Origin of the sequence: Saccharothrix xinjiangensis (assembly GCF_039527585.1) — a bacterium.
In the GTDB taxonomy this organism is placed as follows: Bacteria; Actinomycetota; Actinomycetes; order Mycobacteriales; family Pseudonocardiaceae; genus Actinosynnema; species Actinosynnema xinjiangensis.
Genome location: NZ_BAAAKE010000007.1, coordinates 116,856 through 138,422 on the forward strand (window position 1 = coordinate 116,856; position 21,567 = coordinate 138,422).

Genomic DNA, 21,567 nt, shown 5'->3' on the forward strand with positions numbered 1-21,567 from the left:
CTCCTCAGGGGCCGATGTGGGTCAGCGACGCCCAGAACACGGGGGAGGCGTAGCGCGGGTCCTCTCGCAGCCGTCGCGTCGCGGCGTGCAGGGCGAGCGCCGCGTCCGCCGTGGTGCCCCTCTCGGCCAGGCGCCGGTGCACGTCACCGGCCAGCGCCGGCATCAGCCCGTCCTGGACCGGCCACAGCCCGCCGATGACCTGCCGGTAGCCGCACAGCTGCAACGCCGAGGCCAGGGTGATCACCTCGTCGACCAGTTGGCGCCCGCCCGCCGCGGTGTGGCACGCCGACAGGAACGCGAACTCCGCGTCGCGCAGGCGCCGCCCGGCCAGCTGCCGCACGGTCAGCACGCCGCCGTGCAGCACCAGTCCGCTGTTCGACGGGTCGTCGGCGTCCCGGACGCCGTGGCACGCCAGGTGGACGCGGCCGTGGGCGCGCAGCGCCCCCAGCACGGCCTCCGGGGTGGCCGCCTCGTCGAGGAGGGTGGTCATCGCCGGCGTCCACCGCCCGACCGCGGTCAGCTCCTCCCGCACACCGGGCAGCGGCGGGTCGCCGGTCACCCCGACCCCGACGAGCCCCCCGTCCGCGGACGGGGGCGCCGACCGCGCCTCGACCAGGGCGTTGAGGGTGGGCGTGTACGAGGAGGCGACGAGGTCGTGCACGTAGGTGTCGTTGCCCCGGTCGTGGGCCGCGTGCAGCGGCAGCAGCGCCAACGGCCCGGTCGGGCACCACCAGACCCGTTCGGGGAGCGGGCCGAGGGTGGCCAGGGCGGGACCCGCGACGTGGTCCCACAACCAGCCCAGGGTGTCGGCGATGACCAGGTCGCCGCGGTACCGGCTCTCGAAGTCGCCCACGTCGTCGGACATCGAGGCCACCGCCGCCAGGAACTCCTCCGCCCGGCGCGCCACCTCCGCGCTGGTGGCACCGACCAGCGGCAGCGCCTCGACGACGCCCCCGGGCTGCAGGACGAGCACGTCGCAGCCCAGCTCGGCGACGTTGACGACGACGACCGGCCCGCCGCGCGCCGCGTCGCGCAACCTGCCCCAGTCCGCGGGCACGGCGAACCCGGCGAACCCCGGCAGCCCGCGGATCTCCCGCACCAGGTCGTCGAACTCCGCGGCCAGGTCCCGGCGCCGCTCCCCCGTGTCGGGCTCCTGGACCAACGCGGCGCACACCCGCTCGTACCGCTCGGCCAGCGCCGGCGCCGCCGCCGCGAGGTCGGCCTGCCCGCCGCGCAGGCGCAGCGCTTGCGCCAGCAGGACGCCACGGCCCTGTTCCAGCCGCACCAGGGCTTCCTCCGGGCGGCCGCACCGGATCTCCGCCCATGCCGCGTCGCGGGCCAGCGAGGTGACCTGGCGCAACCGCGATTCCCGGGAGGCGCGGTCCAGGAACAGCCCGGCGAACTTGGGCAGCAGCTCGTCCAGGGCGAACCCGAAGGCCCGCGAGGACTCCTCGACGTCACCCAGTCTCGCGCTGAGAGCTCCCCACGACCCGGCGGCCTGCACGCGGGTCCTCATGTCGTGGGACGGCGCCAACGCGGTCGCCCGGAACTGCTCCACCGCGTTCCTCAGGGCGCCCGCGTTGCCGGACACCTTCGCCCACACCACCTCCAGCCGCCCGAGCCCCATCCGGGCGAACTGCTGGTTGACCCCTTCCGCCGGGGGCTCGTCGACGACCGACCGCAGCACCGCCGCGGCGGTGGCCAGGTCGGCGAGCTCCCCGGCGCGCAGCCCCCGCAGCGTCAGGGCCTCGCCGAGCTTGACGCGCATGACCTGGTAGTCGTTGCCGCCGACCGGTTCGGTGGCGACGGCGATCTCCAGGTACCGGATCACCTCGGCGAGTTCCGCCAGGTCCTCGGAGGCGAGGAACCGGGACAGCAGCACCGCGGCCAGGTTCGTCAGCGCCTTGGGGTACTCGGGCGAGCCGGGGGAGACCCCGGCGAGGGAGTCCCGGCCGGCCGCGGTCGCCGCCTCCAGGTCGGCCGGGTCCTTCCGCTCGACGTAGCGGTGCAGGCAGCCCAGTGCGAGGGCGCTGCTCGCCATCCGCCGGACCTGGCCGTCACCCGCTTCGCGGAGGACCTGCCGCAACAACTCGATCGACCGGTCGACGTCGTTCCCGTCGCCCGTCAGCTCGAACCGGACCCGCAGCAGCACGGCCAGGCTGCTGAGGTGGCCGTGCCTCTCGTCGTCGTCCGCCGGCAGGGCCTCCAGCTCGGCCCGGGTCTCGTGGATGATCGAGTCCAGCCGCGCGACGTCCCTGATGCCCGAGTTGAGGTACTGCTGGACGCGCTGCCGCGCACCGGCGACCTCCGGGGCCGGCAGTTCCGACTGCGCCGCCCGCAGCGTCGACAGCACGTGCTCGGGAACGGTCAGGTGGCCCGGGTAGGCGGCCACCGCCTCGCGCATGAACAGCACGGCCTTGCGCAGGGTGCCCTGGTCACCGTCGAGCTTCCACTGCTCCAGCAGCACCGAGCCGGAGTTGAACAGCATGACGGGCTTCGACCCGGCCAGGGGCTCGGACGCCAGCGCCAGCCCGATGAGGCCCGCGGCCCGCCGGAGCCCGGCCGCGTCCCGCTCGCGGGTGACCGCGAAGAACAGCACCAGGCCGACGGAGTGCAGGATTTCCGAGGGTGGCACCAGAGCCGGGGGATCGGCCGCGAACGCCGTCCGCAGCGGCTCCGGCACGCTCCGCGGTCGCAGGGCGTGCACCACCGAGAACAGGCTGATCGCCGCCCGCACCTCCCACCCCCGCTCCTCTTCGGGCAGGTGACGGGCTCGCGCGTAGTGGTAGCAGGCGGCCAGGTAGACGGCTTCCAGGTCGGCGTCGTCCGGGTGGAGCCTGTCCCAGGCGGCCTCGACGACGCTCACCATGTTGCCCAGCGTCGTCGTCGACACCAGCCACTCCGCCGGCTCCGCCGCGAAGGGCATGGCCCGGTCGGGCGCGTCCATCGCCTCTCGGACCATCCCCATCGCGAGCGGCGACAGGGCTCTTCGGGCGGGGGCGGCCCCGGCTGAGTCGATCTCGTCGCGCACGGTGGGGATTGTGCCGGTCGCGCCGCCTCCCCGTGCCCCGGTTCGGGGATCCGTGACGGGTCAGGCGGTGCAGGGGACGTCTTTGAGGGTGACGTCGGCGACGGTGACGCCGGTCGAGGCGGTGTTGCTCCCGTTGATCACGATGTTGGCGTGCCGGCCGGGGGCGAGGTCGCGGAGCCAGTCGGGCGCGGTGACGTGGATGTGGCCGCTGCGGGTGAGGAACCTGCCTCCCGAGGTGGTCTGGATGAGCGCGCCGGCGGACAGGTCGAACTCGATCCACCAGCCGGTGGCCGGGTCCGGGCCGGTGTTCGTCACGGTCAGCGTGGCCGAGAAGCCACCCGCGAAGTTCCAGGCCGTGTAGGTGTAGTGGCAGTCGGCCTGCGCGGAGGCGGGTACGGTGTCGTGGGCGGGGGCGGCGGTGGCCCCGGTGGTCAGGGCGAGCACCCCGGCCACGGCGGTCACGGCGCCGGGCAAAGCGCGTTCGAGCTTCATGGTTCTCCTCCGGGATGGCGATCGGCGGTGCGGTGCGCCCCGCTCCGCACCGATCGTCGTGCGTGAGGGCGGTGCGCCCCAGTGCCACTGCGCGACCTCTCGCGGTGCACCACTTCGCCGAGGGGGAGCGACCTCCCGCCCGGTGCGGCGCGGAACACCGCCGCACCGCACCGCCACGGCCCCCGGAGGACACCCGTGACCGACCCCCTGACCGCGGCCGCGTTGGCCGCCGCGCTCGCCGCCGCACCACCGCCGCGGACCGCCACCCTCGTCGTCGACGACGGCACCCGGATCGCCCACCACCGCTGGGACCCGGACCCGGGCGTCGACCCCGACCCGGTCCCGGTGGTGCTGCACCACGGCTTCAGCGCCGACACCCTGGTCGAGTGGGCCGCCCGGGGCGCGGTGGCCGCCCTCACCGCCGCCGGGCGCGCCGTCGTGGGGGTCGACGCCCGCGGCCACGGCCTGTCCGACAAGTCGCCCGACCCGACCCGCTACGGCGAGCGGCGCATGGCCCGCGACCTGCGCGCGGTCATCGCCACCCTCGACGCCCCCGCGGTGGACCTCGTCGGCTACTCCATGGGCGCCGTCGTCGCCCTGCTCACCGCGGCCGGGGAACCCGCCGTGCGCCGGCTCGTCGTCGGCGGCATCGGCGGCGGTGTCGTCGAAGTCGGCGGCGTCGACACCCGCGCCCTGCCCAACGGCGTCCTGGCCGAGGCGTTGCTCGCCGACGACCCGGCCGCCCTGCCGCCCGAGGTCGCGGGCCTGCGCGCGTTCGCCGAACTCGTGGGCGCGGACCTGCCCTCGCTCGCCGCGCAGGCCCGCGCCGTGCACCGGGACGGGATCGACCTCGCCGCCATCACCGCGCCGACCCTCGTCATCGCGGGCGACCGCGACCCGCTCGCGGAGCGCCCCCACGTCCTCGCCGGGGCCATCCCCGACGCCCGGCTCCGGATCGTGGCCGGCGATCACGGCGTCGTGGGCGACAGCCCCGGGTTCCGCTCGGCGGTCGTGGGGTTCCTGCGGAGCTGACGCGCGCCCGGCCCGGCCGAGGCCGCTCCGAACCGGTGGTCGTCCGGTGGCCGGAACACCGGCAGTCAACGGGTTCCGGTCACCGCCCGGCCGGGTCGCGGAACGCGGACCGGTAGGACTGCGGGCTGGTGCCGGCCACGCGCTTGAACCGGTCGCGGAACGCCGTGGGCGAGCCGAAGCCGACCTGGGCGGCGATCCGGTCGACCGGGTGGTCGGTGGTCTCCAGCAGGTGCTGGGCCCGGCGGACGCGGGCGCGCAGCAGCCACTGGAGCGGGGTGGTGCCGGTCTGCTCGCGGAAGCGGCGGTTGAGCGTGCGGGTGCTCGTGCCCGCCTTGCCCGCGATGTCCTCCAGGGTCAGCTCCTCCGCGCAGTGGTCCTCCACCCACCGCAGCAGGGGCTCCAGCTCGGAACCGCGCGGCGCGGGCGGGTGGTCGTGCACGATGAACTGGGCCTGACCGCCTTCGCGCTCCAGCGGCATGACCGACAGCCGGGCGGCGTCGGCGGCCACCGCCGAGCCGTGGTCGCGGCGGATCAGGTGCAGGCACAGGTCCAGGCCCGCCGCCGCGCCGGCCGAGGTGAGGAACTGGCCGTTGTCGACGTAGAGCACGTCCGGGTCCACCTCGACCAGGGGGTGGCGGGCCGCCAGCTCGGTGGCGGCCGACCAGTGCGTGGTGGCGCGCAGCCCGTCGAGCAGGCCGGTGGCGGCGAGGGTGAACGCGCCGGAGCAGATCGAGGCGATGCGGGTGCCGTCTGCGGCGGCCCGGCGCAGCGCGTCGAGGACCTTCCCGGGCACCGGGTCGAGCTGGGAGCGGCCGGGCACGATGATCGTGTCGGCCTCGGCCAGCGCCTCCAGCCCCCAGTGCAGCCGGAGGGTGAGCACACCCGCGTCCACGGCCGGTCCGGGACCGCAGACCCGCAGCCGGTAGGCGGGCCTGCCGTCGGGCAGCCGGGTGCGGGTGAACACCTCGATCGGGGTGGACAGGTCGAACGGGACCACCTTGTCCAGCGCGAGGACGACCACCGTGTGCATGGCCGCAGCGTACTCGGCTGGAATCCGTTGGAACATGGCAATCCGGCCACTTCCGGCTCTCCTCCCGCGGCCATAGCGTCACAGCACCGAACCGAGGGAGGACTGATCACCGATGTTGGCCCAGGTAGTGCTGTTCGACGGGTTCGACCCGCTCGACGCCATCGCCCCGTACGAGGTGCTCGTCACGGGAGCCGACGTCACGGCCGGCGACCGGCGGCTGGAGGTCGAGCTGGTCACCGCCGAGGGCCCGCGCGAGGTGCCCGGCGGCGTGGGCGGGCTGTCGCTGCGCGCCACCGCCCGGCTGGACCCGGACCGCGCGGACCTGGTCGTCGTGCCCGGCGCGGGGGGCTCGATGCCCGACGGCGGCGAGCCCGCCGAGGGCAGCGTCCTGGCGCACCTGCGCCGCGCGGTGGAGAGCGACCTGACGGGGTTGCTGGCGCGGGCCGTGCGCCGGCCGGACGTGACCGTGGCGACGGTGTGCGGCGGGTCGCTGCTGCTGGCGATGGCGGGCCTGATCCGGGGCCGCCCGGCCACCACCCACCGGATGGGGCTGGACGCGCTGGCGGCAGCCGGGGTCCGGGCGCTGGACGTGCGCGTCGTCGACGACGGCGACCTGGTGACCTCCTCGTCGGTCACCTCGGGCCTGGACCTGGGCCTGCACCTGCTGGAGCGCCTGATCGGCCCGCGCGTGGCGATCGCGGTGGAGGGGCTCGTCGCGCACGAGCGCCGAGGCACGGTGTGGCGCGCCGGCGGCCCGGACCCCGTCGTGCCCGGGGTCCGGGCATGACGAAGTTCCTCCTGTCGGTGCACGTCCTGGCGGCGATCATCGCCATCGGCCCGGTCACCGTGGCCGCCGGCGCGTTCCCGGCGAGCACCCGCCGGGCCCTGGCCGCACCCGGTGACGAGCGCGAGGTGGCCGTGCTGCGGGCCCTGCACCGCACCTGCCGCGTCTACGCCGCGGTCGGCGTCGCCGTCCCGGTGTTCGGCCTGGCCACCGCGAACAGCCTCGGCGTGCTGGGCGACGCGTGGCTGCTCACCTCGATCGCGCTGACCGCGCTGGCCGCCGCCGTGATCGTGCTGCTCATCCTCCCGCGCCAGGGCGCGGTCCTCGGCGACGTGGTCGCGTCGAGGACGCCGACGTGGCCGCCGTCGCGGTTGGCGGCGCACACCGGGGTGTTCAACCTGCTGTGGGCGGCGGTCACCGTGCTGATGGTCGTCCGACCCGGCTCGACGACGGGGGCGTGACGCGGTGGCCACGTCCCCGAGGGCGCTGCGCGCCGCGGCGGCCGTCGAGCTGGTGACCGTGGTGGTGCTGCTGGTCAACCTCGCCACCGCCCACTGGCCCGCGGTCTCCTCCGCGGTCGGCCCCCTGCACGGCTGCGCCTACGCGCTGGTCGTGGTGCTCGCCTGGCCCGGGGGTGCCCGCGCCCGGTTGTCGGCCCTGGTGCCCGGCGTCGGCGGCCTGCTCGTGCTGCGCCGGACCGGCGTCAGACCGGCGTCCGGCTCGCGGACGTGTTCGACGCGATCTCCTGGTTGAAGGCGAAGGTGGTCGTCTGGCCGGTGCCGCTCTTGAGGACCTTGACCGTGGTCACCCGCCAGCCCCCCGAGGAGTCGCCGTGGTTGGTGATGACGAGCTTCTGGATCGTCCCGACGTCCTTCCCGATGAGCGCGACGCGGTCGGTGTCGCCCTGCTCGAACAGGAACGGCGGCGACGCGTCGATCGTCGTCTTCGCGACACCGGCGCTGCCGTGCAGCTCGAAGGTGAGGTCGGCGTCGGTGCCGGCCCACAGCACGTCGGCCGTCGTGGCGGTCAGCACGTAGGCGGGCAGGTACGGCGGCAGCGCGAAGGGATCGCGCTCGCGCGACGCGAGGGCCACTTGCGCCTGGACCGCGGGCTCGGCCAGCACCTGCTTCAGCGCCGGGACGTCGTTGACGAAGATCCCGTCGACGCCCATGGCGATGTAGTCGCGCATCGACGACTTCGAGCCGAGCGTCCACACGTAGACGAAGCGGATCCTGCGGTCGGACCACTTCAGGGCGACGCCCTGCATGACCGAGCGCGGGACGTGCTCGCCGCCACCGGCGACGAAGATCCCGTTGCCGTACCCGTGGCGGGCGATGCCCTTGCCGGTGAAGAAGTCGGAGACGGCGTCGGGGTCGTTGTGCGCGTCGATCGAGTAGCCCTCACGGGGGCGCAGCCCGGTCGCGATCGGCTCGAAGAACCCCCGGCCCGCGTACGCCGGCTGCGAGATGAGGACGTTGACCGGGACGTGGTCGGTCAGGTGCTCGCGGATCAGGTTGCGCAGCGGGACCGCCTTCCACGGCCAGTCCTGCTTGAGGTCGAACAGCCAGAGCGCGACCTGGGGGTTGTCGCGCAGGAGCTCCGCCACCCCCTTGAGGTACGGCACGAGGCTGTCCCGGTCCGAGAACATGGTGGTGTCGTGGTTGACGCAGAACTCGATGGTGCGCGAACCCTGGTTGTAGGTGAACTGGAGGTCGCACTCGATCGCGTTGGCGCCCGCCTCGATCGCCCACTTCACCTTTTCGAGGTCGTTGCACCGGTGGGCGATGAGGTAGAAGGGCCGCCGGGGGTCCTCCAGCCGGGCGATGACCTCCTTGACCGAGATCGGCGCCGGGACGCCGAGGGCGGACGCGAGCGCTCGCAGGCTGAGCGGCCGGTCGACGTTGTGGGAGAGCAGGCCGTCCGCGGTCACTGCAACGCGACCAGGATCGGGATGAGGCCGGTGCCCTCGCCCAGCGGGCGCAGCGCCTTGCCGAGGACCGCGCCGAAGGCGCGCGCGGGGTCGCCGGCCTTCATGGCGTGCCCCGGCCGGTCCGAGGAGGCCAGCAGGTCGCCGACCGCGATCGCGGAGGTGGTCGCGTCGACCATGCAGTACGCCTTGCCCACCATCGACAGCGGCGCCCGCCGCCGCGACGAGGGCGTGCGGTCCAGGACGATGCCGGGTCGGAAGTCGCCGGCGCCGGCGACCACCCCGACGACCGCGGAGTCGTACGCCCGCGCGCTCGGCCGCAGGCTCCCCTGCTCGTCGAGCACCATGACCGTGCCGGGTTCCGCCTCGGCGCCGTCGGCGATGTCGAAGTCCTCGGCGCAGTCGGCGTTCTGGAGGATGATGTCCCCGCTCGTCGCGTCCAGCTCCATGCTCACGTCGTTGTCGGCGCGGCAGAGGCGGATGCGCCCGTCCTTGCCGTTGCCGCCGACGCGGGCGATGGCGTCCCCGGAGCGCAGGTGGATCGTGTCCTTCCCGGCCCCGTCCCGCAGGAAGAGCTGGCCCGGGACCGTCCCGCCGCCGAACCGCGCCTCGCCGGTCGCCCCGTCCAGCTGGAAGACCGCCTTGTTGCCGCGGAACAGCGTGATGGTGCCGGAGCCCGCCGCGTCGAACTTGAGGATCGGGTTGCCCGCGGTGTCGTTCAGGACGAGCGTCCCCGTGGCGCCGGCGTGGCCCACGGTGACGTCCGCGGTCGAGCCGTCGAGGACGACGGCGTCCGACTTGTCGGCCGCGCGCGCGACGACCCGGCCCGCCCGCTGGAACCCGCCGACCGAGACCTGGCCGTCGGCGGCCAGCACCTCGAACATCGGGCGGGTCTTGTCGTCGACCACCGTGATCTTCCCGGCGGTGCCGTCGCCACCGGCGTGGAGGCCGCCGCCGCCCAACCCCAGCGCGGACTTGCCGTCCGCCCCCTTGAGCGTGACGCCGCCGGGGTGCTGGTCGCCGCCGAGCGTCAGGAGCCCGAACCCGTCGAGCTTGGCGTTCGCCCTGTCCTGGAGGTCGCGCACGACGAGGCCGCCGGTGGCGCCGTTCCCGCCGAGCAGGATCTCGGCGTTCTGCCCGTTGAGCCGCACGGGCGGGTTGGCGACCCCGCCGGCTCGCCCGAGCGACAGGACGTTGTTCGCCAGCTCCACCCAGATCCACCCACCGGCCTGCTGGACCCCGAACTTCGGCGGCGTGCTGTCGGGGTCGAACACGAAGACCGCTTGTCCCGCGGCGTTCCGTATTTCCATTTTACCGATGAGCGGATCAGCCATTCGAATGACCTTCCCGAGGCTGCAACGGGTGGGGACGCCACCGAGCGTACCTTTGCGGTCAATACCCGGGTGTGGGCTGGTAGTGGCCGTGATGGGAACGCCAGGGGGTAATACACGAGGATTCGTCACGAATGTCTTCCCCTCATCACCGCGGAACAGCCCAGGAGGGAGTTCACCGGTCCCGGGTCGGTGATCAAATCGGGGGAATTCGCCGGCACCGGGACTCGGGAATGCGATTTTCGCGGTTCCGGGGGCGCTCGCGGAAATCGGCGCCGCGTTCTCCCCGGCACCTCGGCGCGGTCCCCGCCGACCCGACCCGGGGCGCCGGAGGACCAGCCGGTGGTCGCTACCGGCGGACCGCCACGCGCACGTCGCCGCTCGTGCTCGTGCCCGCCTCGTTCACGAACTCGGCGCGGTAGAGGTGGGAACCCCCGGCCTTGCCGGTGACGACCAGTTCGGCCCGCTGCGCACCCGGCTCGGCCGCCGGCAGCCGCCCCTCCGCCACGAGCGCGCCGTTCTCGTAGAGCCGCAACGAGGTGGCGTTCTCGCCCCACCACAGGTTCACCCGCACGGTGTACGCGCCGTCCCGGAGGCCGGTGTCCCAACCGTTGTCGTGCGAGAGCACGCCCTGTCCGGGCGCCGCGCGGGCGGTGTCGCGGACGACCAGGTCGGCCACGGCGTCGTCGAGGGCCCGGCGGGCGTCGTCCACCGCGCCCCGGGACGGGCGGTCGGCGTCGAGCACGACGTGCGCGCGTTCGATCGCGGCGACGAGCGCGGCGGCCGACTCGGGCGCGCAGCCGTCGAGGTCGATCCCCTCGGCCCCGGTGACGGCGGCCGCGAGCCCGCTGGTGTCGACGTCGGCCGCACCGGCGCGCACCAGGCGCAGGTCGTCGATCGAGCCCCGCGCCCCGGCGCCGGGGGTGAACGACGCCGACGCGGTCAGCTCACCGTCCGCGCCGACCGCGACCGGCGCGGTGGTGGCGGTGCGGAACTCCTTCCAGCCCGCGAGTTCCAGCGGGGCGTCGGCGGAGCCGGCGGTGGAGCGGACCGACAGCACCGGGGTGTCGGAGGGCCCGGCGCCGGCGCCCTGCGTGACGGCCGACAGCGCGTACTCGCCCGCCGGGAGACCGGACAGCCGCTGGGACGGGGTGAACGAGTACGCGGAGTCGAGCCGGAACGACACCGCGCGCGAACCACCGGCGGCGGCGTCGGTCTCCTCGACGCGGGCGCCCGGTCCGTCGAGGTCCAGCGCGCCGAAGGCGTCGTCGAGCCGCCGGGCGGCCCCGGCGACCCCGTCGGCGGTGGGGGAGAGGGCGCCGAGCACCACCCGGGCCACCTCGACGGCGTGGTCGAGCGCGGCGAGCGAGGCGTCGGTGAACGCGTCGCGGTCGACCCGACCGGCGCGGTCCACGAGCGCCCGCAGCGCAACCGTGTCGGCGCCCGGTGGCAGGTGGCGGACGAGTTCGACGTCGTCGACCGTGCCCCAGGCGCCGCCGGGCAGGTTCGCCGTGATCGCCACGGTGGCGGAACCACCTTCGGCGACCTCCGCAGCTCCCGTCGTGGGCGTGGACCAGTTGCGCCAGCCGGTCATCGCGAACGAGGCGGACCGGGAGGGTCCGGCCGGGGTCGCCAGCGTGAGGCGGACGTCGTCGGCCGTGGCCTCGCCGTCGCCCTGGAGCGCGGCGCGCGCCACGTACGAACCCGCCGCCAGGTCCTCCACGCGCTGCGCCACCGTGAACGAGTAGGGCTCTCCGGAGTGGAAGTGGGCGGAGCGCTCCCCGCTGTGCGGGTCGTCGGTGGAGCGCACCGTGACGCCCGTGCCGGTGCGCTCCCACATGCCGGTGTCCTCGGCCTCGAAGCCGGGGTTGCGCAGGAAGTCGTGCTGCGCGACGACCACGGCGGCGGAGGCCGCGTGCCCGGACGCCGTCACGCCGCTCACCCGGTACGACCCCGGCCCGGACATCCACCCCTGCGCGCCCGACCAGGTGACGGCCTGCCGCTCCGCGGAGCCGTCGTTGTAGGTGACGGTGACCGACTCCGGCAGGATGACCGGCGAACCCCCCGGCACGGTCAGCGCCACGGCCTCCACGCCGGTCACCTCGCGCGGCGCGGCGGAACCGGTCCGGGCGTGCGCGAACACGTTCAGCGATTCCAGGGGCCTGCCGTCGGCGGCGAACAGGGCCTGGTTGTCCCACGCGGAGCCGCCGAACCACCGGCCCGCGTCGTGCGGGTCGTACTCGCCGGCGTGGCTCGACGCCCACGCCTTCGGCGCCTGCTGCTTCGCGGGATCGGCCCAGAAGTCCGAGTAGTGGAAGTCCACGAGCACCCGCAGCCCCGCGGCGGTGGCCCGCGCACCGATCCCGACCGCACGCGCCACGTCCACGGTGCCGCCACCGTAGCCGTTGCCGGCTGCGTCGTAGGGGTCGTTCCACACGCGGACGCGCACGTCGGTGACCCCGGCTCGGGCGAGCACGGCGAACAGGTCGGCTGGTCGACCGGCGGCGTCCCTGAACACCACGCCGGAGTCCTCCAGGGCGACCACCGACGACACGTCGACGCCGTTGACGAAGTCCGCGGGCAGGTTCTCGACCTTGCGGACGACGATGCCCGCCTCGACCGGGCCGTCGGCGGCTGTCGCGGGCGGCGTCACCACAGTGGTGGTGAGCAGCACCAGCAGGGCCGGCACCGACCTCAGCCTGCTGCGGGAGGCGACTCGCATGGTGTTCTCCGAATCGGCGATGACCGGGACCAGCGCTGTGAACGTACACAACCGATAACACCGGTGCTAGAGCCGAGATGGCGATTGTGCTGGTTGAACTGATTGGGAACGTGCACAACCGAGGTGCGATGTGGACCAGCAGTTCAGTCATGGCTGTAGTACAGCCACTGCTGTATTGTTCCGCGCATGATGAAGTGCGAGACGCGGGAGGACGTGCTGGCCCGGTTGGGCAAGGCGCTGGCCGACCCGACCCGCTGCCGCATCCTCGTCGGCCTGCTGGACGGGATCAGCTACCCCGCCCGGCTCGCCGACCACCTGGGGCTGACCCGCTCCAACGTGTCCAACCACCTGTCCTGCCTGCGCGGCTGCGGCCTCGTGGTCGCCGCCTACGAGGGCCGTCAGGTCCGCTACGCCCTGGCCGACGCCCGCCTGGCGCGGGCGCTGGGCGACCTGGTCGAGGTCGTGCTCGCCGTGGACACCGCCGAGCCCTGCCTCAACGACGAGCGGCCGGCGGCCGTCCCGACCGCGGTGGGGACGAGCGGGTGAGCGCCGACCTGCCGCTCACCCCCGTTCCGACGCCCGCCCCGGCAGCGGCCGGTGACGGCTGCTGCGCGTCCAAGACCGTCGAGGAGCCGCGGCGGGCGGCGCTCACCCGGCGGGTGCGGCTGCTGGTCGCGGCGACGATCACCTACAACGTGGTCGAGGCGGTCGTGGCGCTCACCGCCGGGACCATCGCCTCCTCCACCGCGCTGATCGGCTTCGGCCTGGACTCGGTCATCGAGGTCGCCTCGGCCGCCGCGGTGGCCTGGCAGTTCTCCGGCTCCGACCCCGAGAAGCGCGAGCGCGCGGCGTTGAAGGTCATCGCGGTGTCCTTCTTCGCCCTGGCCGCCTACGTCGCCGTCGAGTCCGCGCGCTCCCTGCTGGGCGCCGCCGAAGCGGGGCACTCCACGGTCGGCATCGTGCTGGCGGCCGTCTCGTTGGTGGTCATGCCCCTCCTGTCGGCCGCGCAGCGCCGTGCCGGGCGTGAGCTGGGGTCGGCCAGCGCGGTCGCCGACTCCCGGCAAACCCTGCTGTGCACCTACCTGTCCGGCGCGCTGCTGGTCGGCCTGCTGCTCAACTCCCTGCTCGGCTGGGCTTGGGCCGACCCGGTCGTGGCGCTGGTCATCGCCGCCGTCGCGGTCAAGGAGGGGCGCGAGGCCTGGCGCGGCGAACACTGCTGCTGAACGGTCACCGGGCAGGGGACCGCGCACGGATGGCGCAATTCGCCACCGGCGCCTCCCGGGGCGCAGGACCGGCTCGGATACTCGGGGGATGCGCATCCCGACCCTGTTGGCAACCGCCCTGACCGCGCTCCTGCTGCCCGCTGCGGGGGCCGCCGCCGGGGCCACTGCCGCCACTGCCGCTCCCGCAAGGACCTCGTCCGCCACCGCGGACCCGTACGTCGACGCGCTCGCACCCGACAACGAGGTGCAGGTGGACGACGCGGCCGACCTGGTCGGCGCGCCCGACGGCCGGTACGCCACCGTGCACGGGCGGTTCGCCGAATTCCTGGTGCTCGACCTCGGGGAGGGCGAGGAAGGGGTAGGCGACCTCCAGGTCCACTACGCCCTCCAGCCCGGCGACGTGTTCGGCGTGACCATGGACGTCCACTTCCTGGACCGGGACGGGAAGCGCCTCGGGCAGGGCCAGTTGGGCATGATCCGCGCCACCGGCACCACGACGGTCAAGGCCCCGTCGTCGAAGCCGTACCGCTACCTGAAGATCCTCACGGGCATCCGCACGGTCGCTTTCGACTCGATGCGGGCCGCCGAGCCGGCCCCGTGACGCGGTCCGGGCCCTGACGCCCCCGCAATTCCGCTCGCAGGTCACGGCACGCGCGGGCCAGGGGGATGAGGGCGCGGACGAACTTCGTGGTCGCGGCGGGCAGCCGGGTGAGGACGCCGACCGCCACCGCGGCGGTCCCCGCCCACGCCATCACGTCCACCACCATGGGTTCTCCTCGCTCTTCCTCGCACGTGCACCGCCTTCGAGCCGAACCCTCGCGGTCCGCCGCTGGTCCCGCCCTTGTCCCGACTGGCAATGTGGTTCGCCGCGGACAACCGCCGGCTGTCCGCGGACGGGACGGGTGCGAGGTGGGGATGCGGTCAGGTCGCCCGTGGGGTGCCCTCAAAGGCGGTGACCGGGCGCGGCACGACCTCGCCCGGCACCTGCGCGGTCTGGTGGACCACTCGGAGCTGACGCTCAAGGCGATGGGCAGGCACTGCGGGTGCAGCGACACGACGGTGTCGAAGCAACTGGCCGGTGACCAGCTGCCGCCGTGGGCGTTCGTGGAGGCGGTGGTGGAGGCGTGCACGCCCGACGAGCGCCGGCGGCCGGAGCGCGTGCGCGTGGCCAACGAGCTGGGGCCGGAGGTGCCGCCGGCGCGGTTGGAGGGCGGCGCGTTCGCCGTGCTGCTGCTGGACCGGCAGGCGGGGTGCTTGCAAGAGATCGCCGAGCGGCTGCGGACCGCGCTGTCCATCGCCGCTTCCAGCTGGTCACCCAGTTCCGCTCGGCGCTGGAGAGCGGCCAGGTCTCGGTGCACTACCAGCCCAAGGTGGCCCTGCCCAGCAGGCAGGTCGTCGGCGCGGAGGCCCTGGTGCGCTGGAAGCACCCCGAGTTCGGCCGGGTCGACCCCGACGAGTTCGTGCCCGCCGTGGAGGCCACCGGCCTCGGCGACATGGCCGTGGTCCGCTCCATCGTCGAACTCGGCCACTCGCTGCAACTCACCGTCGTCGCCGAAGGCGTCGAGGACGACGCCGCGCGCGACCAGCTCATCGGCATGGGCTGCGACGTCGCCCAGGGCTACCTCATCTCACGCCCCCTGTCCGAGGACCGCTTCGAAGCCTGGCTCCGGGCGCGGACGGCGGAGACCGGGCCCGACGGGGAAAGCGTGGTGATCTTCCTGCGGTGGGATTGACGTGGCGCCCGCGGTCCTCGTGTCAGTCGACCAGTTCCGCGAGCCGGGTCGCCAGTCGGTGGAAGTCCGACCGGAAGCTCTCGTGGGTCATGGTCACGGCGTTGCGCCCGGCCAGTGGGGCGAGGCCGGCCGGCAGCCTGTCCGCGGGTGGCATCGACGCGCCGTCGACGAGGACGGGGATCACCCGGATCCCCCGCGCCAGCGCGGTCCGGACCTCGAAGGCCACCAGGTCGTCGCCGTCGTCCAACCGCCGTCGCCGCTGCCCGTCCGCGGCGTCCAGCCACCCCGGCCCGATCACCGCCAGCAGGACCGTGCACGCGTTGACCTCGCGTTCGACGACCTCCGCGAAATCCTCGCCGGCGGCGATGGAGTCGACGTCGCAGAAGACGCGGTCCTCGCCGAACCGCTCCACCAGCCGGTCGGCCAACCTGCCCACGAGGTGGCGCGTGTCAGCTCGGCGGTAGCTGAGGAAGACCTTCCCCGAGGCGCCGTTGCCCGGCGGGTTCGGCGCCTCCCGCCGTGACGGGGCGCCACCACCGGTGCTCGTCGGGCGCCGTTCCGGCGGCAGCGCGTTCGCCGGGAGGTTCCACTCCAGGCACTCGAAGAGCTCCCTCGCGGTCGGACGCCGGAGGGGGTCCACGTCGACCGCTCGCCTGACGACCTCGATCGCGGGCGGGTCGAGCTTGCCGACGAGCGACGTCGGATCGCGGTGCTGGGTCGCGCCCGGCCCGGGGTTCAGGCCGCGGATGACGCACAACGCCAGTTTGTAGACGTCGGTGCGGTCGTCCTGGAGCTTCCACCGACCCGCCGTGTCGGGCGGTGAGAAGAACGGCGAGTGCAGTTGCCTGCGCGTCGGATCGGTGAGCAGGGCGGTGGCGTCGCAGTCCAGCAGCTTGATCCTCGGCGGGCCGAGGGCGAACGCCACGTTGCGGAGGTTCAGGTCGCCGTAGACGATCCCGTGCTCGTGCAGGCGCCACAGGGCGCGTGCGAGTTCCGCCAGCAGCACGACCCTGATCCGCTGGTCGCGGAAGGCCGTGGGGTCGACACCCGCGGCCCGCGCCTGGGAGTCCTTGGCGGACAGCCAGGACAGGTCCAGGGGGATGTCCTTCCGCGGCCCGGACGCGGGATTCGTCCGGACGAAGAAGTCGGGTGGCAGCAGCGGCATGACCGAGCCGCACGGCAGCCCGCCGTCGTCGACCATGTCGATCGGCCAGGTGGTGCACTCGTCGAGGTCGTCGCGATCCGACGGGCTCAACCCCGAGCGGAAGGCGACGGCTCGCGCCATGGCGTCGAGCACCCGCTTCCAGTCCGGCAAGGAGAACTCGCGGAGGGCGGGCTGCCCCGCCTCCTTGTACGCCAGGGGCGGGCACCCCGGGAGGCGGAGGTCCGGCAGCGCGTAGACGCTGCCGTCCGCGCCCTTGGCGATGAAGTCCAGCCTGCCCAGGTCCTTCTTGTGGATCATGAGTGGTCCTCGCCGGCCGTGACGGGCCATCGGCGCCGTCGCCCGCCCGCGGTCGGGCCGGGGGGACCACATGCTACTGCCGTCGCCGGGCGCGCCCGCCGAACGCCGACCCCGCCAGGACGGGCTGCCCGTGCGCCCGGGTACCGCAGCCGATCACGGCACCCGCCGGCGACCGGACCCGTGGCCGCTGCCGTCCCGACGCGTCGTGAAGCGCCGCGCGGGTGCGGGGCCGGCAGGGGGAGACCTCGGGGCCGGCCGCCCGGTGGTGCCGCACCGGGGTGGGCCGGCGCTCCGCGCGCCCCGGGTGCGCGTGCGGACGGCGGCCGGTCAGGGCAGGTTCTTCTCCAGGGCGGCGATGTAGGCCTTCATGAGGTGGTCGCGCATGCCGTCGCCGGCGGGGGCGAACGGGTCGGCGGTGAGCCCCTTGCCGCGGTCGAGCAGGTTGGTCACCACGGGCATGGACTCGCGGACCTTGCCGGAGGAGTCGATGTAGCGCAGGCCCTTGACGTGGCGGAACACCGGCTCGGGCGGGACCTGGGCGACGACGTCGTTGTTGTTGACCACCCGGAACGTGCGCCCGGCCAGCGCCTTGTCGTAGGCCTTGGACAGGGTGGTGTCGCAGGTCCGGGGCTGGCCGAAGGTGTAGACGCCCTGCGCGGAGAGCTCGGGGTCCTCGAAGTGCAGCCAGGCCGCGGCCAGCATCGCCAGGGCCCCGCCGAGGCTGTGGCCGGTGAACCAGACCGTCTGCTCGTCGTCGCGCAGCTCCTCCACGGCCGCGAGCACCGACGGGAGCACCGCCCGCAGCGCCTCGGCGAACCCGTGGTGCACCAGGCCGGTCTTCGCCGGGCCGGGCCACGGCGGGGTTGTGGCGTCCGACAGCCAGTCCCGCAGCTGGACCGGCTCGGTGCCCCGGAACGCGGTGACGACCATGGTGGGACTGGCCATGGTGTAGGCCTGGGTGTCGCTGAGCGCGAACGGCGGCTCGAACGTCGAGTGGTGGTGGCGGACCCGGTCGAAGCCCCACTCGGCGGCGGTGGCCTCGATCCGCTCCCGGTCCTGGTAGGCGAGCTCGGCGGCGCGGGCCATGCAGTACGCCTGGCGGGCGTCGTAGCCGGTGGCCTGGTGGTTCAACGTCGGCGCGGACATCGGTTCCATCCTCACGGGAGACGACACGTCGTGCGGCGGCGGGACTTCTCGCCGCGCGTGGTCCGTGCCTACCCGTGCCGTTGCCCCGGCCGCACCGCACCACGCAGGCCGTTCACCCCACCGGGATGGTCGCATCACCCGACCCGGTCACCCGGGCCGTCCGGCCGGGTACCGGGTGCGGTTGCGGGGAGCAGCGGGCGGACCTGCCCGGAGCCCGCAGCGCCGGCGCGTGGTCGCCGACCGCCTACAGCGCGAGCATCGCCGCGGCGACCTCGTCGGCGTCGGCGGCGGGGATGGCGCCCGCGGCCTGGTCGAGCACGAGGAGCCGCGCGCCGGGGATCTCGCGGGCGAGCGCCTCGCCGTTGCCGACCGGGAAGAAGCGGTCGCGGCCGCCGTGCACCACGAGGGTCGGCACCGCGAGTCCGGGCAGGCGTTCGCGCCAGCGCGGGGCGCAGTCGAGCCTGGAGAACACCATGCCCAGGTGGTTGGCCATCCGGACGGCCGGCCCCGCGCCGGGCGTGCGGTCGAAGATGCGCTCGGCGGTCAGGCGTGCCGCGACGGGATCGTCGCCGAGGACTTCCGCGCCGGTCGCGGCGTGCTCCGCCACGGCGGCGCGGTCGGACCAGTCGGGCCTCGGGAGCGCGAACCGGCGGGTGATCGTCGCCGCGTCGTGGTCGGGCAGGTCGTCGTCGACCGGGCCCGGTGCGACCGCCCGCGTCCCGACGAGGGTGAGCGCCGAGAACGCGTCCGGGTGGTCGAGCGCGGCCACCTGGGCGACCATCCCGCCGACCCCGATGCCCGCCAGGTGCGCGGGGCGGTCGTCGAGGCCGCGGGCGAGCGCGGCCGCGTCGGCGGCCAGGTCGCGCAGCGCGTAAGCCGGGGCCTCGGGGTCGACGGTCGTCGACGTGCCGGAGTCGCGCAGGTCGTAGCGCACGACGTGACGTCCGCCGCGGGCGAGCGCCTCGCAGAGCGCGTCGGGCCACGAGAGCATGGTCGTGCCGCCCGCGAGCAGCACGAGAGGCGCTTCCTCGTCACCGAAGTGCTCGACCCCGAGCGTGACGCCGTCGGGGGTGCGGAACGAGCGGACCGTCGAGTGCATCGCCAACCTCCGGGACAGCTGCTTGATCGCGGCACACGCTATCGCCGCCGGTCGCCCGCCTTCCCCGAATGCGTCAAAGCCGTGCCCGGTCGCGCGCTCGGCGTGCCGTTCCGCGACCGCACCACGAGGGGCCCGGTGCCGTCTTGGCACCGGGCCCCGGGGTATGGGTTCACTTCCACCAAACCGATCACGAAGACCGGTTCGTCATGACCGCGCCGTCCTCACGAGTTCCGGATGACGCGGGGATCGCTCGTACGTAACCGGAAACCACCACCCAATCCGACTGGAGTGCGGTACCCACCCGGAGGACTTCACTCCGAGGCAGGCGATCCGATGGCGTGCAACCCGTCCCTTCTCCTCTGAATTCGACCAACTCGTTCGCGGAAATCCTGGACTTGCCGTACTGCGCCATTCGCGGGCAGTTCGTCATCTCCCGCGCCGATAAGATCTTCTCTTCTGTCCGACAAGGAGAACACTACACGCGTCAGGGCGTGAATGTCTACTCCAGCGATCACAGATTTGCTCGATCGGGTGTCTCAGGTGTGCTCACCTGCGGCGATGTGGCGAGATGTCCCGCCCAACCGGGACCGTCCCCGCCGCCGGCGCCGGGGCGACCCGCCGGCACGTCCCGGCGACCGGCTCGCTCGGCGGCTAGGGTCGTCCCGTGACCAACGCGATGGGCTCCTCGGGGTTCGAACCGGGTGCGGTGCTGGACGTGCTGCTGGTGGAGGACGACCCCGGCGACGCGCTCATGGTCGCCGAGGCCTTGGCCGACAGCCCGGTGCGGCTCCACGTGGTGCGCGACGGCGAAGAAGCGCTGGCGTTCCTGCTGCGGGACGCGGAACACCGCGACGCGCCCCGCCCCGGCCTGGTCCTGCTCGACCTCAACCTGCCCCGCCTCGACGGCCGCGAGATGCTGTGCCAGGTCAAAGCCCATGACGGCCTGCGCTCCATCCCGGTGGTCGTGCTGACCGGCTCGCAGGCCGAGGTCGACGTGCTGTCCAGCTACACCAGCCACGCCAACGCCTACCTCGCCAAGCCGTCGGACGCCGAGGAGTTCGCCGCCGTGGTCCGGCAGGTCGCCGGGTTCTTCGGCACGGTCGCCTGCCTGCCCGGCTGACTCGTCGACCCGTCCGGGTGAGTGCCGGGAGTCGCCGCCGCGGCGACGGTCGACACGTCCGCCTACTACGTCCTGGTGAACCGGAACAGCGGCAAGGCCCTGGACTTCCCGTCCACCAACGACCCCGCCGGCCTCACGCAGTGGACCGACCACAACGGATCCAACCAGCAGTTCCGCCTGGCAGACTCCGACAACGGCTACGTCCGGCTGGTCAACCGGGCCGGCAACAAAGCCGTCGACGTGCTCAACTTCTCCACCGCGGACGGCGCCGAGCTCGTCCAGTAGCCGGACACCGGCGGCACGAACCAGCAGTGGCAGCTGGTGAAGCTCAACGGGGGCGGCAGCGGTTGCGGCTCGGGCACGTTCCACGCGGAGGCGTTCAACAACAACGGCACGTGGACCGCCCGGTGCGGTGGCACGGTCGTGTACTCCGGTTCGGACTTCCGCTCCGCGGCGCAGGCGGCGATCGGGAGCCTGACCGCGAACCGGACGTGGAAGGAGCGGGTCGTCCTCTGGCAGGGCGGCACGATCGGCGCGGGTGAGCGGATCTCTCTGCCCAGCTACACCACCCTGGACTCGTGCGGGACGATCAACGTCTCCGGCTCGGGCTCGGGCGACTACGCGCCGGTGTACTCGCGCGGCACCACGCAGGTCGAGGTCCAGCACCTCTACGTCACGGGCGCGCCGCTCTACGGCATCTTCATGCGCAACGTCACCAACGTCGACATCGGCCACGTCGACATGAGGCTGTCGCGCGGTCTCGGCGTCCGCATCGACAACCGCGGCGACACCAGCCGGCGCAGCCGCGACATCACCATCGACTACGTCTACGTGTCCGGGGCCTCGTCGCACGCGGTGGAGACCTACGGCGTCGACAACATCACCATCGGCACCGTGGTGGCCCGCTCGGTCGGCGAATCCGGCCTGCTGCTCAACGAGACCACCAACGCCTCGGTCGGCACCGTGGACGCGCAGAACGCCGGCTCCGGCACCGGTTACGCGGCGTTCCGCACGGCGAACCGCAACGGTCGGGTCAACGACGCCTACCCGGACAACATCAGGGTCGGCCTGGTCGAGGCCGGCGGCGGCGGTCGGGGCGTGTTCTGCGTGTCCGAGAGCGGCGGCCTGGTCATCGACCGCGTCGAGCTGTCGAACACCGGCGGCAACGCGATCCTGATCGAGAACTGCTACGGCGTCACGATCGCGAGCCAGGGCGGCTGGGTGTCCGGCGGCGGCGGGATCCGGCTGGCGGTGCGCTCCGAGTTCCCCAACAACAACCGGATCAACCTCCAGAACCTGACCGTCACGAACCAGACGATCAGGGAGAGCCCGTGCGCGGGCAACTCGGAGTTCCGCAACATCACGATGGTCAACAGCACCTGGGCGGTGTGCTGAACCCCGACCGGTCGCGCCCCGCCCGGCGGCTCGCCGGAGA

The 21,567-nt window shown here is 73.8% G+C and carries 19 protein-coding genes and 2 pseudogenes; 12 read left to right on the forward strand and 9 right to left on the reverse strand.

Going from position 1 to position 21,567, the window contains the following annotated elements:
- Positions 1 to 4: 4 nt before the first annotated feature.
- Together ABD223_RS17760 and ABD223_RS17765 are read right to left on the reverse strand one after the other, a co-directional pair.
- Positions 5 to 3,031 (reverse strand): CHAT domain-containing protein, encoded by a 3,027-nt coding sequence (locus tag ABD223_RS17760; RefSeq protein ID WP_344037373.1) that lies wholly within the window; start codon positions 3,029 to 3,031, stop codon positions 5 to 7.
- Between the two features lie 60 nt (positions 3,032 to 3,091).
- Positions 3,092 to 3,523 (reverse strand): cellulose binding domain-containing protein, encoded by a 432-nt coding sequence (locus tag ABD223_RS17765; protein ID WP_344037375.1) that lies wholly within the window; start codon positions 3,521 to 3,523, stop codon positions 3,092 to 3,094.
- Between the two features lie 195 nt (positions 3,524 to 3,718).
- Here ABD223_RS17765 and ABD223_RS17770 point away from each other — a divergent pair, with 195 nt between their 5' ends.
- Positions 3,719 to 4,555, forward strand: a complete 837-nt coding sequence (locus ABD223_RS17770) for an alpha/beta fold hydrolase (RefSeq protein ID WP_344037376.1) — start codon at positions 3,719 to 3,721, stop codon at positions 4,553 to 4,555.
- A 79-nt stretch (positions 4,556 to 4,634) separates the two neighbouring features.
- Here ABD223_RS17770 and ABD223_RS17775 read toward each other — a convergent pair whose 3' ends face one another.
- Entirely contained in the window at positions 4,635 to 5,585 is a 951-nt protein-coding gene (locus ABD223_RS17775; protein ID WP_344037377.1) for a GlxA family transcriptional regulator, read from the reverse strand.
- A gap of 112 nt (positions 5,586 to 5,697) precedes the next feature.
- On the opposite strand from ABD223_RS17775, the gene ABD223_RS17780 reads away from it, so the two are divergent.
- The 3 genes from ABD223_RS17780 to ABD223_RS17790 are packed head-to-tail and all read left to right on the forward strand — an operon-like array spanning position 5,698 to position 7,122.
- Positions 5,698 to 6,372 (forward strand): DJ-1/PfpI family protein, encoded by a 675-nt coding sequence (locus ABD223_RS17780; RefSeq protein WP_344037378.1) that lies wholly within the window; start codon positions 5,698 to 5,700, stop codon positions 6,370 to 6,372.
- Positions 6,369 to 6,830, forward strand: a complete 462-nt coding sequence (locus ABD223_RS17785) for a hypothetical protein (RefSeq protein WP_344037379.1) — start codon at positions 6,369 to 6,371, stop codon at positions 6,828 to 6,830. The genes ABD223_RS17780 and ABD223_RS17785 overlap by 4 nt, the downstream gene beginning before the upstream one ends.
- Before the next feature lie 4 nt (positions 6,831 to 6,834).
- A complete protein-coding gene (locus ABD223_RS17790; RefSeq protein ID WP_344037380.1) occupies positions 6,835 to 7,122 on the forward strand; it encodes a DUF3817 domain-containing protein in 288 nt (95 codons plus the stop codon).
- On the opposite strand, the gene ABD223_RS17795 is transcribed toward ABD223_RS17790, so the two are convergent.
- From ABD223_RS17795 to ABD223_RS17805, 3 genes are all read right to left on the reverse strand, one after another.
- The gene (locus tag ABD223_RS17795; protein ID WP_344037381.1) at positions 7,073 to 8,299 is read right to left on the reverse strand and encodes a PLAT/LH2 domain-containing protein; all 1,227 of its coding nucleotides are present in this window, start codon (positions 8,297 to 8,299) and stop codon (positions 7,073 to 7,075) included. The genes ABD223_RS17790 and ABD223_RS17795 overlap by 50 nt on opposite strands.
- The gene (locus ABD223_RS17800; RefSeq protein WP_344037382.1) at positions 8,296 to 9,606 is read right to left on the reverse strand and encodes a hypothetical protein; all 1,311 of its coding nucleotides are present in this window, start codon (positions 9,604 to 9,606) and stop codon (positions 8,296 to 8,298) included. The genes ABD223_RS17795 and ABD223_RS17800 overlap by 4 nt, the downstream gene beginning before the upstream one ends.
- A gap of 370 nt (positions 9,607 to 9,976) precedes the next feature.
- A complete protein-coding gene (locus ABD223_RS17805) occupies positions 9,977 to 12,349 on the reverse strand; it encodes a glycosyl hydrolase 53 family protein (protein WP_344037383.1) in 2,373 nt (790 codons plus the stop codon).
- 186 nt (positions 12,350 to 12,535) lie between these two features.
- Between ABD223_RS17805 and cmtR the strand changes: the two genes are divergently transcribed.
- From cmtR to ABD223_RS17825, 5 genes and pseudogenes are all read left to right on the forward strand, one after another.
- Positions 12,536 to 12,895: a Cd(II)/Pb(II)-sensing metalloregulatory transcriptional regulator CmtR gene (gene cmtR / locus ABD223_RS17810; RefSeq protein ID WP_344037384.1), complete on the forward strand. Its 360-nt coding sequence runs from the start codon at positions 12,536 to 12,538 to the stop codon at positions 12,893 to 12,895.
- The gene (locus tag ABD223_RS17815) at positions 12,892 to 13,572 is read left to right on the forward strand and encodes a cation efflux transmembrane domain-containing protein (protein ID WP_344037385.1); all 681 of its coding nucleotides are present in this window, start codon (positions 12,892 to 12,894) and stop codon (positions 13,570 to 13,572) included. Before cmtR ends, ABD223_RS17815 begins: the two co-directional genes overlap by 4 nt.
- Before the next feature lie 88 nt (positions 13,573 to 13,660).
- Positions 13,661 to 14,173 carry a hypothetical protein gene (locus ABD223_RS17820; protein ID WP_344037386.1) on the forward strand — a complete coding sequence of 171 codons (513 nt, stop codon included), beginning with the start codon at positions 13,661 to 13,663 and terminating at the stop codon, positions 14,171 to 14,173.
- A 314-nt stretch (positions 14,174 to 14,487) separates the two neighbouring features.
- Positions 14,488 to 14,697: pseudogene (locus ABD223_RS43575) on the forward strand (helix-turn-helix domain-containing protein); the annotation flags it as partial.
- Positions 14,698 to 14,733: 36 nt separating this feature from the next.
- Positions 14,734 to 15,305, forward strand: a pseudogene (locus ABD223_RS17825) (EAL domain-containing protein); the annotation flags it as partial.
- 22 nt (positions 15,306 to 15,327) lie between these two features.
- Here the strand turns inward: ABD223_RS17825 and ABD223_RS17830 are convergent.
- From ABD223_RS17830 to ABD223_RS17840, 3 genes are all read right to left on the reverse strand, one after another.
- A complete protein-coding gene (locus ABD223_RS17830; RefSeq protein ID WP_344037387.1) occupies positions 15,328 to 16,767 on the reverse strand; it encodes a TIR domain-containing protein in 1,440 nt (479 codons plus the stop codon).
- Between the two features lie 327 nt (positions 16,768 to 17,094).
- Complete coding sequence (locus ABD223_RS17835; RefSeq protein ID WP_344037388.1) at positions 17,095 to 17,913, reverse strand: lipase family protein; 819 nt, start codon at positions 17,911 to 17,913, stop codon at positions 17,095 to 17,097.
- Between the two features lie 244 nt (positions 17,914 to 18,157).
- Entirely contained in the window at positions 18,158 to 19,012 is an 855-nt protein-coding gene (locus ABD223_RS17840; protein ID WP_344037389.1) for an alpha/beta fold hydrolase, read from the reverse strand.
- Between the two features lie 676 nt (positions 19,013 to 19,688).
- Between ABD223_RS17840 and ABD223_RS17845 the strand changes: the two genes are divergently transcribed.
- The 3 genes from ABD223_RS17845 to ABD223_RS17855 are packed head-to-tail and all read left to right on the forward strand — an operon-like array spanning position 19,689 to position 21,527.
- Positions 19,689 to 20,132, forward strand: a complete 444-nt coding sequence (locus ABD223_RS17845) for a response regulator (RefSeq protein ID WP_344037551.1) — start codon at positions 19,689 to 19,691, stop codon at positions 20,130 to 20,132.
- Between the two features lie 21 nt (positions 20,133 to 20,153).
- Positions 20,154 to 20,417 (forward strand): RICIN domain-containing protein, encoded by a 264-nt coding sequence (locus ABD223_RS17850; RefSeq protein WP_344037390.1) that lies wholly within the window; start codon positions 20,154 to 20,156, stop codon positions 20,415 to 20,417.
- A gap of 36 nt (positions 20,418 to 20,453) precedes the next feature.
- Complete coding sequence (locus ABD223_RS17855; protein ID WP_344037391.1) at positions 20,454 to 21,527, forward strand: hypothetical protein; 1,074 nt, start codon at positions 20,454 to 20,456, stop codon at positions 21,525 to 21,527.
- Positions 21,528 to 21,567: the final 40 nt, after the last annotated feature.